This window comes from Escherichia sp. HH41S (assembly GCF_009820115.1).
Classification (GTDB): Bacteria; Pseudomonadota; Gammaproteobacteria; order Enterobacterales; family Enterobacteriaceae; genus Escherichia; species Escherichia coli_F.
Window position 1 is genome coordinate 123,381 of record NZ_VNXE01000061.1, and the last position, 12,849, is coordinate 136,229.

Consider the following 12,849-nt stretch of genomic DNA (forward strand, 5'->3'; position numbering starts at 1 on the left):
AAATGATTTGTCTCATTTTTAGCGAGTTCATCGGGTTGAGCTTTTTTATGATGATAGTAACCTGTTACGAATTGTATCAAAGGAAGGCAGGTTGCTTGTGAAAACTCCAGTTAACCCACTTTTGCAATGGCTTAACATGTTTTTTAGTCGCCGTTCATTATCCGGAGCTGATGGACGGGCGTTATATGCTTACCGTTGTACTGATACAGAGTACGAAAGTTTGGCAGAACTACTGCGTACATATGCCCCTCGTAGTTATCCAAGAACGATATTCATTTCCTATAGCGATGTTCTATTTAGCATATATGCCGCAGAGTTTATCCGCCGGACTCATACGGTCGGACACCCTAAATGGGACACAATTTTAGATTCTATTGACTGGAAAGTTCCGTATGTTCATCGACAGAAGCTGGTTAATGATGGCATTCGCTACTGGAAAAGAAAGATAAGAAACCTGGGGCAAGCTTCGGGTTATCTGCATACACTGGCTTGTGAAGGTGGTTTACCTATCCGCATGATTGAAAATGAGAGCGGTTATTTGATTACCTATTTCAGAAGGATATATCAGGCGCTTCGTGGGCAAGCATCTCAATATCCTGCCGCTAAAATTGCACAAGAATTAGGCGATACGATTCCTGTCACAATGCAAAACGAACTGGTCTATGAAATAGCCGGTGAATTCTGCGAGACTCTCTGCCGATTACTTAGTGAGCATCCACCTCAAAGCAGTGATCCCGTTTCTGCATTACGTAAGCTCTCTCCAGACTGGCATCTTCAACTTCCACTCGTTCTCCCCGAAGCGAATGCTGCAGAGATTGTAAGGCGATTACTTTCTCAATCTTCTGAAATACGCAGTGCAAGTAGTCTTCAGGTTGAAAGAATCTGGGTCGATGTTGATGACAGTTGGTATTGTGATGCCCGGTTCCGATTCCCGGCCACAATGCGTACAGAACAGTTAACCTCTTTGTTTGAATGCCATATTCAGCCGGAGCAGACCCGACTCATCATTTCAGGAAAATGGAGAAATGGCGGGGCAAGGTTGGCAATGCTAAGCCGTTATGAGCAGCAAGATTGGCGGGTCGAGTTATTACCTATTGCGATGCAAAAGCTCTCTGGTGCAGATGCAATGGCCGAAATCTCGTTGTCGCTTCATGAAGGTCCAATTCTGTTAGGCCACACAATTCCAAAAGGCGGTTATGAACTTACTGAAGAACTCCCCTGGGTTTTTGAAGCGATGAATGAGAGTGAATCGCAGCTAAAACTTGTCGGTATGGGGTCTGTGAGTTCCAGGCTAAATGCTCTGTTTATTTCGCTACCGAAAAATAGCCATTTAGATATTAGTGGAGAAGGTGAGTTTGATATCCCAAGGTTGCTGAAAAACAGTGAACGCAGCTTAACTAAAATAAGTGGAGTATTTAGCGTTGTTTTACATGATGGTGCAGTTTGTACAATTCGCACCCAGCAACTTTATGATTCTGCGATTGAATATTATATTAAATCGACAGAAGTTGAACTGGTTAAATCGGATTATCCTGTCCATCGAGCCTGGCCGAAGATCGGTTGGAAAAAGGATCTGCAATATGGCATTGTACCGGAGAAAGAACTTTTTTGGCGTTCCATTCGTTCAGGTAACAATGCCTGGTATTCTGTCGCATCAGAAATGCCAAAAGGACAGATAGAAGTCCGGCGAATAGTTAATGATGAGGTTTTATTTAGCGGTAAAGTTGTAGTTTTACCAGCAGACTTCGATATTAATATTATACCTGAGAGTGCTCAGCAAGGCATTATTATGCTTTCTGGTATAACGGATACTAGAATTGATAAATATTCAAACAATGAAAAAGTAACACTTAAGTCCGATTATTCACAAAACGAGTGTGCTATTTATTATAATTCATCGCAGATGCTGGAAAATACCGTTGATTTACGGGTCTCCTGGAAAGATGGTTCTAATCTTAAACTATTATTACCTAAGCCGGTTAGCGGTGGCCGATTTGTAACTAATGATGGTTCTGTTCATTTTGATGGTGTGGCATCTATAGCACATTTGCATGGAATAGATGCTGAGTTATTAACCATATCATGTGCTGGAAGAGGATATCTTAATATCGAGTTATTGGATGAAAATCCAGTAGCTGAAAAATTCCGTTATTTACATGCCGACCTTCCTCTTTTATCAGGACGCAATGACAAATTACAACAAATTTCACTTTATGAGAACTATAATTTGCTAAATGCTATGCTGGCATGTGCATGGAACAGCAATAGTACATTATGTGTTGATTTTTACTCTGACAGATTTGGAAAGGATAAAGCAACACTCAATATTAAACGCTACGATGGTAGTTTTATTGAACACGATCAAGGGTTGCTGGTTGATATAAAAAATTCTGTTGTTTTTCCTGCAAATAGAATAGACGAACTGGTTGTTGATGCTATTTCTCTTAAGGATCCTGGCTTACACAAATCATTGCTAAAAAAAGATGAATTTGCTTATGATCTTTCAGCTCTGAATGTTCAGGATAGTCCATGGTTAATTGTGGGAAAACTTGATGGTACAGCTCGCATTGCACCAGTAATTAAATGGATGCTACCTGTATTGCAGACAAATGATTTATTACTAAATGCTCTATGCGAAGCAGACCCAGAACAGCGCAAAAAAAATTTTAATGAGCTAATTTTTGAAATAGATAACAACCCATTGCAAAATTATTGCTGTTTATTAACAGAGTATATTAAGAAGTACAAAATGAATAATGGCTTATCCTTGCTGGATCTGGACTTGTTCAGAGGTATTTCGAGTAATTACCGCGTGGTTGTTCAATTGTTAATATCATCATGTCTTTCTGGTGATAGCGATACGATTTATGATATACAGGAAGAATTACCCTTTTCATGGGGATGGATTCCCGTTTCAATCTGGAAAGATGTTTTCCAAAAATGTTGGACTTATCTGGAAAAACAGATTAACGATAAAACATTAGCATTACATATATTGCAACCCTTTATTGCTTTTATGAACCATCGTGCACATATCGATCGTCGGCTGGCTCCCATTGCGAATATGTTACTTACATATAGTGAGAGCCTACCAACCGGTTGTGATGTATTGCCAACTGTTAGTCGTGAGCAGTTTAATGAAGCTAAACAGATGCTATTAAGGAACCCCGACAGCTTTGGGCGTATCAGTATCTTCCCTAAAGAACTTTGGTCTAGTGCTATTACTCCAGAGTTAAAATCTGTTTTTAATAAGCTTTGGATTGAAGATAAATATCACTCACGGCTTGAAAAACGTTTTAATTTGATGTTAGTCGCAGCGCTGTTAACCCAAAAAGATAATAACCTGATACATCAACTGTCTGCGCTTTTTGAATTTCACTATCAGCAAGCCCCACAGCAATTAGGGGTAATCTATCAATATTATTTTGAACAAGCAGGAGTATGTCATTGATGGACGTTCAGCAACTGCATTATGCGCCACTTCTAAATCAGCTTCATCAGCGTGCGGTGAGGTCGGTGGTAAGTCAGTTGGCATTGCGGAGCAAGTCGTTGACTCATTATCTGGAATCACAATATTTTCAGCCTCCCGGTCAGGAGGGGTCACTGCTTGCAGACCCGGTATTCGAAAGTACATTCGGCTGGATGCCTGCGGATGAAACAATGGAGGATTTGCGGGACAAGCTGATCTCCAGCCCGCTGGTTGATGCATTGAGCAAAGCGCCAGTGCCATTTCGTCATCAACTCACTGCGTGGCGAACAATTCTGGAAGACAAAAAATCCTTGTTAGTGAGCAGCGGTACGGGATCCGGGAAAACAGAATGCTTTATGGTACCGGTTCTGGAAGATCTTATTCGTCAGCAAAAATCGACCCGCCAGTCACTAACAGGGACACAAGCTATTTTCTTGTATCCGTTAAATGCATTAATTAACAGTCAACAGGAGCGGCTTCGCGAATGGACGCGCGGATTTAAGGGGAAAATACGCTTCGCGCTATATAATGGCGAAACCCGGCATACCAAATACGAAATTCAGGAAGATCAGTTGAAAGTACCTGAACAAGCTTTGAGTCGGGAAGCCATTTACGAAGCACCACCTTCCATCATGGTGACGAATACCACCATGCTGGAATATATGCTGATTCGTCGTAAAGATGCCCCAATCATCGAAAAGTCTCAGGGGATGTTAAAGTATATCGTCCTGGATGAAGCCCATAGTTATATTGGTTCTCAGGCTGCTGAGTTAGCGCTGCTTTTACGTCGTGTTATGCAGGCTTTCAATGTTGGACCCGGCACAGATAAACCTGTGCAGATTATCGCGACCTCTGCCACTATTGGTGAAGACTCTCCTGAAGGTAATAAGGAGCTTGCTAAATTTGTCGCTGATCTCGCGGGCGTTACAGAACGTGATGTCAAAGTGGTTCGCGGTTATCGACAAATACCGCGGGTATCGGAGTCGCTGATTCGTCATGAATACCCCACATCTTTAACTTCTCTTAAATCTCTGAGCCCTCAGGATCTTTACCAACAGCTTTGTCATTACCGTGTGGCCCAGCAATTGCGTCAGGCGTTAACTCATCCCGGACGGCAGGCAGTACGTTTGAGTGAGTTGCTCAATGTTGCCAGAAGAACCTGGCCAGATATTAATCACCGTGAGCTACTGCAACTCCTCGATCTAATGGCAAGATCGCGAGAAGGTGAACTGGCTTTTACGCCATTACGTATGCATGGATTTATCAGAACACTGGCGGGTCTATGGGCATGTTCAAACAAACAATGCTCACATAAAGCACATGAATTAAATCAGAGTGACTGGCCATTTGGTCAGGTATGGTTTGAGCAGCGCCAATATTGTGACTGTGGTGCGCCGGTATTTGAAGTTTTACGTTGCTCCGGGTGTGGTTCAGCTTATTTGTCTGCCAAAGAGGAGATGCGCGGTGATGGAACGAACTGGTTGGTAGCGCAACCCGCCGCTGCCGAAGTGGATGAGTTTGCTCTTGATGTAGATGTTTATTCTGAAGATGAAGACAACGACGAATTAGACAATAACTCTCAATTTGATCGTCTGATTGCGAGCGATGGTGAAAAATATATCATTTCACTGGAAGAAACGACGGCGGGGAAAATTGATAGTGAAGCGCAAAAGCACTATGAAATAAACCTGTTAAGACCGGAATCTCGAGGTGAGGGACGTAATAATTCCTTTGCTTGTGTTTGCTGTGGTGACACCCAACGAAAAAATAATCCTTTATTCCGTCCGCTTCGACTTGGCGCGCCCTTTTTTTTAAATGAAATTATTCCTACTCTGCTGGAGTTTTCACCATTACCGCAGACAAGAGAAGAGCAGTTAGGACCGTTTAATGGTCGACGTCTGCTCACCTTTACGGATTCACGTCAGGGCACTGCCCGCATTTCTGCCCGCTTACAGCAGGATGCCGATAAAGCGACGTTGCGAGCTCTTTGCTACCAGGAGCTGGCCAATATTAATGAGCCATCAGCAAAGCTCAGCCCGGCACACTGCGCATTGTTAGAGAGTTTTATTGCCCAGTTTTCTATCCTTCCTTTAAAAAACTCTATTGACGCGCTGAAAAAAGCGATGGTTGCTAATGAAGAGCTTAGCCCGGCGGACATTCAGGCACTTAAAATTATCGAGCCGATGGTGAGTTCCTTAAGCCCGGATCATGCTGAAGCGATGCAAATACTCCAGGCTAACTCTGGCAATCAGCAGAAGAAAACCATGTCATGGCAAACACTGTCTGAACAGCTGGTTGGCAGTGTGGACCTTGCCGATAGAATGAGAGGCAGTTTTAAAGAATTGTCTGGGCTTGATCTTACTAAACAACAGTTTGCAGATTTTTGTTTATACAGTGAGTTTGGTCGCCGCCCTAAAAATGCCTGGACCCTCGAAAGTCTGGGTCTGGTAGCCATTCACTATCCATTTATTGATAAAGTTACAACCTGCCCGCAGGACTGGAAGACATTATTACCCGATCCCGATAAGCAATTAGCGGAATGGCGTAATTTATTGAAGATTACTCTTGATTTCTTTATACGTGAAAACAGTGCCGTTTTTTACGAAAACGAGCAATACCCTCGCTGGATGGGGGCTCGTTTCCCGGTAAAAATGCTGCAGGGTCCAGATAAAAAAAACAAAGGGCAGAAACGTGATCAACTTTGGCCACAAATACGCGATCGCCATTATAACCGGGTCATTAAGCTATTAATTGCAGTCTTTCCGGCAATACAACCTGAGCAGGCTCACTGGAAATCGTTAGTTAACCACTTAATGATTGAGGTCTGGGATGCAATTCGACCCTGCTTACGTCAGTTTGAGTCGGGTTATCAGCTGGATATTAAACAACAAGCTGAATTTTACAGTCCAAAGCAAGTGTGGCGTTGCCCCTATACTCGACGTGCGTTAGACGTCACGTTACTGGGATACTCTCCGTATTTGCCGGGTAGCAAAGAAATTGCACCTGAAAAAGCAGTGTTGATTGAAATGCCTGAGCTTCCTGTACGTCACTGGCGTTTGTCTGGTGGTGGAGAAATCGCCCGAGAAGAACGTCTGGAGTGGCTGGAAAGTAATGCGCTGATTCAACATGCCCGCGAGGAAGGATTATGGTCTACTCGCAGCGACCGACTGGCCCTGAAAGATAGCTGGTATCGTCTGGAGGAACACTCTGCGCAGAGAACGCCTGAGCAGAACCAGTTTAATGAAAAACAATTTAAGTCAGGCAAAGTTAATGTGCTGAACTGCTCCACGACCATGGAGATGGGGGTGGACATTGGTGGTATGAGTTTGGTGGCAATGAACAACGTTCCTCCAGCTCCGGCAAATTATTTGCAGCGTGCAGGCCGCGCGGGTCGACGTGGAGAGAGTGCATCTGCTGCCATTACGTTATGTAAAAACACGGCGCATGGAATGGAGGTATTCAAAGACCCCCTCTGGGCGTTCAACACTACTGCCAGTGCGCCACGGGTTCGTTTTGGGAGCAGCAGTATTGTTCAACGACATGTTAATGCCCTGGTTTTAGGTCTGTTTTTACGAGCTGAAGTTCCTGATGCGACAAAACTGAGTTGCAAATGGTTCTTTGAAGGTGATGAGAGCCAGTGTCTTCGTTTTCTCCATTGGTTAAATAACCAGGCCGATCAGCTAGCGGATAAACTTAAACGCCTTACTCAGGGAACCGTCCTGATGTCATTGACGGCAACCCAGCTCTTGACCCGCACACAAGCAATGATGCAGCAGGTTGATATCCGCTGGAGAAGCCAACTTGCGATACTGTTGGAAAATATCGAAGCGTTGAAAGCGGATAACAGCGCGTGGGAAGAAACGCCAGCAGGTAAAGCCATCGCTTATCAGCTTCGTGATTATCGCGGTGCATATCTGTTTTCTAAACTCATTAGTGAAGCGTTCCTGCCGGGGCATGGTTTCCCGGTTGGTGTCGTCAATTTCAATTATCTGACGGCAGATGAGCTGGAAAAACGTCGCGCAATAAAAGCTACTCAGGCTGACCCTAATGAAGGGGGAGAAAGCTTTTCTCGTCGTATTGAAAAATTGCCCAGCCGTGATTTGCCTACAGCATTACGCGAGTATGCTCCAGGTGCAGATGTGGTATTGGGCGGAAAAGTATATCGTTCCTCGGGCATTATGCTTGGCAAGGTACTTGCCAGCGGGCAGGAGCTGTCAGGCGATCATCATATTCCGTGGTTCTGGCATTGCCGTAAATGTGGTGCGGGGGCAACCAGTGCTACCCATCCTGTCGAATGTAGTCACTGCAAAGCGGATATACAGCAACTTGATGTGAAGCGTTATTTACAGCCTGTTGGTTTTGCGACAGATATTCGTTATCAGGCACATAATGATGTATCCATGCCTGCACAACTTCCCTGGAAAGATCCACGTGTTCTTGTACCGTCTTCGGTGTGGGTTTCTTTACCCGATGCTGGGCTAGGACGTTACCGTTTTAGCCATAGTGGGGAATTGTTCCACTTCAGTGAAGGGGAATTTGGGCACGGCTACGCAATTTGCCTCTCATGTGGTCGGGCAGAATCTCAAACTCAACCCCAGCGTACCCCTGAAAATCTAAAGAACCCAGAGCGGGAAAATACGCATTACCTGTTGCGAGGGGGCAGTAACGATCGTCAGGGGAGCAATAAATTGTGCCACGGTCATGTGCATAAAGATCTGTGGTTGGGGTATAGCAGTCGTACAGATATGGTTGAGCTGCAACTCAATGATGATAATGGCCTGTTGATCCGTGATGAGGTTGCCGCGCGATCCCTTGCGGTCGCTTTGCGTGAAGGGTTAGCGCATAAATTGGGTATCGAAAATACTGAGCTGGGCGTGACGACGCAGCAAGCGCGCGATATCAATGGCTATACCGGATATTCCATCTTCATTTACGACAATAATGCGGGTGGTGCAGGTTATGCAGTGCAATTGATCGACCATTGGGCTGATGTCTTTAATTACGCCAGAAAATTGCTCGATTGCAGTTGCGATAAATTCTGTCACCACTGCTTGCTCAGCTACGACAGTCAGCATTATGTCAACAGATTAGATCGTCACCATGCATTAACCCTGCTTACCAATGTACGGTTGCAGCGACTTAACCTCGCGCCAGAATATCAGTACTTCGGCGATGGTAGCCGGGTTGAAACTAACCCGCTGAGTTTACGTATTGCGCAATGCCTGAACAGCGAGATTTATGACTCCTGCTCGCTGGTTCTTGCGGGGCCGCAGGAACAGTGGGATTTTGCCCAATGGCCATTATTTAAAGAGTTGCTCCAGTTTGCCTCCTCCGGTGGGCATGTTGAGTTGCTGGTGGCCACGCCGTTGGCAAACTTAACTGATAGCTCCAGACATCAGCTTTCCGCGTTGGCGGCGATGCCGGGAGGGCGCTTACAAGTGAAATCCATTGCCACTGCGCAACTCATGCAAGGAAAGGGGCGCTGGCTTGCGCAGGTGACTCGCGAAGGGCAAAGCCAACAGTGGGCCGCAGACGACAGCGCTACCGTTGCACCTGGTGAATTATGGGGACAAAGTGCGTCCTCACCAGTAGTGACACTTAAAGGAACGTCCGGAAAAACCTTCTCGGGTCAGACCTTAAGTGCAGAAGATTTACTGCCCGCCTTACCCACCGGGGCGGTGCGCATCAACCTCTGCGAGCAACTGGACGGGCCGCTGGAAGGGTTTGGTTCGCGTTTCTGGTCGTTAGTCACGCAACAGCACGCTGGCTGGAAGCAGGCATTTACCCGCCACAAAGAGATAACGCATGTTGAGTACAGCGATCGTTATCTTAATAGCCCATTCACGGCGCGTTTGTTAGGTGAAATCTTAACTGAGCTGGTTGAACAGGGAATGGCGGAACGTGCCAGCCTCACTGTTTGCGTCAAAAAATTGGATTACAACTCTCGCCAACACGACGCTCTCTATAACGCGTGGCTTAATGAGGAAGATCGTCAGCAGGTTGTGACCACTTTACTTGAAGAAGGATATCTGGGGCCTGCGTGGCCGGGAGCAATTAGCTGGTTAACGGGGGATAACCAGAGTACGGAGCATGGACGAGAACTGACAGTCACCTTCAGCGATGGCAGTCAGCATTATGTCCTGCTCGACATGGGGCTTAGCTACTGGCGCTGTATTGAAGACACCTTCTTTGATTTTGCTCTGCGAGTACCGCAGCAAGTTGAACGGCTGGCAAACACGCGAGCGCGAGCTGTTGCCCCGGGTAATGACCTTAGGAGTTATGTTATCGCTGGATAAATAATTGCTCCCCTGGGGATATCTTCCAGGGGAGTTGACCCAGCTCACTTTTTAATAATTTTTGTTTGAAAATCATGCGCAATTTATGCGCATTCCCTCCCATTTTGTCACTTTGCCGGGGGCCTTCATGATATCTTTAAGGCCCTCTTTTTTATCGCAGTGTGCCGCGCCACATTTTTCAGGATGACGTTACCGCCACTGCCCCAAATAGACAGAAAAACCGATGAATAAGCAAAATTATGCACCTGGTATGCGGGTGGTTATTCGTGATGCCGAATGGCGTATTCGCCGGGCGGATGACAGTGGTGATGGTGGGTATTTGCTGACCTGCGATGGTATTTCAGAGCTGGTGCGCGGTAAAGAAGGGTTATTTCTGACCAAACTGGAACAAAAAGTAGAGATCCTTGATCCCGCAAAAACGCATTTGGTGGAAGATGAATCCGCCAATTATCAGGCGGCACAGTTGTATATTGAAAGTCAGTTACGCCAACGCGTACCGACAGACAGTAAAGTCCATTTTGGACATCTGGCGGCGATGGATTCCATGCCGTTTCAGCTCGATCCTACGCGGATGGCGCTGGCACAACCGCGTCAGCGGATACTCATTGCCGACGCTGTCGGTCTGGGTAAAACGCTGGAAGCGGGTATTCTGGTTTCGGAACTGATCCGTCGTGGGCGCGGAAAACGTATTCTGGTTCTGGCGGTTAAATCGATGCTGACACAATTCCAGAAGGAGTTCTGGAGCCGTTTTGCGATCCCATTGACCCGCCTGGATTCTGCTGGTTTACAAAAAGTGCGTAACCGCATCCCTACCAACCACAACCCGTTCCACTATTTTGACAAGACCATTATCTCCATCGATACGCTGAAACAAGATATTGAATATCGTCACCATCTGGAAAATGCCTGGTGGGATATTATTGTCATTGATGAGGCCCATAACGTCGCAGAACGTGGAACCAGTTCGTTACGCAGTAAACTGGCAAAACTGCTCGCCGGGCGCAGCGATACGCTGATTATGCTTTCAGCAACGCCGCATGATGGTAAAGCTGAAAGTTTTGCCAGCCTGATGAACATGCTTGACCCGACGGCGATCGCCAACCCGAAAGAGTATGAATACGCCGACTTTGCCGATAAAAATCTGGTTGTCCGTCGCTTCAAAAAAGACGTGAAAGATCAGATGTCTGGCGAGTTCCCCGAGCGCAATATTGTCAAACTGACTCGCCTGGCATCCGGTGCCGAAGAAGAAGCATACCGTCGCCTGGTTGAGAGTCAGTTCCGTGATGATGACGATGAACAGGCCCAGTCTAACAAAGGTCGTCTGTTCAAGATAACCCTCGAAAAAGCGCTATTTTCCAGCCCGATGGCGTGTGCCAGCGTAGTGGCTAATCGTCTGAAGCGTCTTGAGAGCCGTAAAGATCATAATAGCCAGAGCCAGATCAACGAACTGGAGTCATTGCTGTTGGCGCTGAATAACATTGATGCCAGCCAGTTTAGCAAATACCAGTTGCTGCTCGACACCATCCGAAAAGACCTCGCCTGGAAAGCCAATAACACGGAAGATCGCCTGGTGATCTTCACCGAAAGCATTAAAACGCTGGAGTTCCTCGAACAGCAACTGCGAGCGGATCTGAAATTGAAAGATGATCAGATCGCCACGCTGCGCGGCGATCAGGGCGATACGGTGTTGATGGAAACCGTAGAAGCCTTTGGTAAAACGCAGTCGCCGTTGCGTCTTCTGGTTTGTTCGGATGTGGCATCTGAAGGGATCAACCTGCATCACCTTAGCCACAAAATGATTCACTTTGATATTCCGTGGTCGTTGATGGTATTCCAGCAACGTAACGGGCGTATTGACCGCTATGGGCAAAAACATCAGCCTCAAATCCGCTATCTGCTTACCGAGGCCAGCGAACCGCAGATCAATGGCGATATGCGCGTACTGGAAGTGTTGATCAACAAAGACGAACAGGCGCAGAAGAACATTGGGGACAGTTCGGAGTTTACCGGCAAATTTACCCAGGAAGAGGAAGAAGAGCAGGTTGCAGAGTTCATGATGCAGGATGATGGTGCCAGCCTGTTTGATCAACTGCTGAACAGCAACGTCTCGGAAAGCGCCGAACATGATCTGTTTGGCGAAATATGCAGTGCGGTTTCCAGCGATGCCTCAATGGTTACCGAAACAGACACCAGCTTGTTTGCCAGCGAACAGGCGTACTGCGAAAGAGCATTGGGTTACCTGAAAGCCAGTGGTCAAACTATCCAGTATGAAACCTTGCCTGATAATACCTTGTCGCTGGTGGCACCGGAGGAGTTACGCCGCCGCTTCAACCAGCTACCGCCTGAAATCGCCCCGGAGAACTGGCAGCTCTATTTAAGTCAGGATAAAACCGTCATCACCGACGCGATTGCACGCGCTCGCGGTGAGCAACATGCCTGGCCCGATGTGCAGTATCTCTGGCAAATCAACCCGGTAGTGCAGTGGCTGGACGATAAAATCTCTTCGGCTTTTGGTCGTCATCAGGCACCGGTTATCCGTCTGCCATACCTGCTTGAACCCGATGAAGATCACTTCATTCTTTCCGGGTTATTCCCGAACCGTAAATCACATCCGATGGTGAACCCGTGGATAGTGGTGAGCTTTAACCGTGAATCGCTAATCGGCAGTCAGCCATTTGCTGAGTTTTTACAACGTCATCCGCAGTTGAGTAACAAGCTGACTAACAGCGGCGGTAAAGATCGTAATCACCAGCGCCAGCAGGATTTACTGGAAGCGGCTATTGCTCATGCCCGGGAGGTATTCATCCATGATCGGAATGCGTTTGAAACGCACATTAACCAGCAACTGAATGAGCATCTGCAAAAGCTGGACGTTTTGCGTGGGCGGCAGTTGAGCCAACTTGAGCTGGATTTTGCCGATAACAAACAGCAATTGTCAGTTAAGCAGAGCCGTAAAGAGCAGAGACAACGCGAAATCGAACACAATTTTGACAGCTATATTGAATGGATTGAGGACACCATGACGACTGAAAAAGAACCCTACATTCAGGTAATTGCTGTTATCACCGGAGCGGAGGGTTAATC

3 protein-coding genes are annotated in these 12,849 nt (G+C 46.6%); all 3 read left to right on the plus strand.

Features of this window, described 5'->3' with window-relative positions:
• Positions 1–91 precede the first annotated feature (91 nt).
• The 3 genes from FQZ95_RS10425 to FQZ95_RS10435 all read left to right on the plus strand — a co-directional run bounded on the left by FQZ95_RS10425 (position 92) and on the right by FQZ95_RS10435 (position 12,847).
• Positions 92–3,451 (plus strand): STY4851/ECs_5259 family protein, encoded by a 3,360-nt coding sequence (locus tag FQZ95_RS10425; protein ID WP_160530159.1) that lies wholly within the window; start codon positions 92–94, stop codon positions 3,449–3,451.
• The gene (locus tag FQZ95_RS10430) at positions 3,451–9,765 is read left to right on the plus strand and encodes a DEAD/DEAH box helicase (RefSeq protein WP_105288116.1); all 6,315 of its coding nucleotides are present in this window, start codon (positions 3,451–3,453) and stop codon (positions 9,763–9,765) included. The genes FQZ95_RS10425 and FQZ95_RS10430 overlap by 1 nt, the downstream gene beginning before the upstream one ends.
• Positions 9,766–9,988: 223 nt before the next feature.
• On the plus strand, positions 9,989–12,847 hold the full coding sequence (locus FQZ95_RS10435; protein ID WP_001041505.1) for a DEAD/DEAH box helicase: 2,859 nt from the start codon (positions 9,989–9,991) through the stop codon (positions 12,845–12,847).
• The last annotated feature ends 2 nt before the right edge of the window (positions 12,848–12,849 follow it).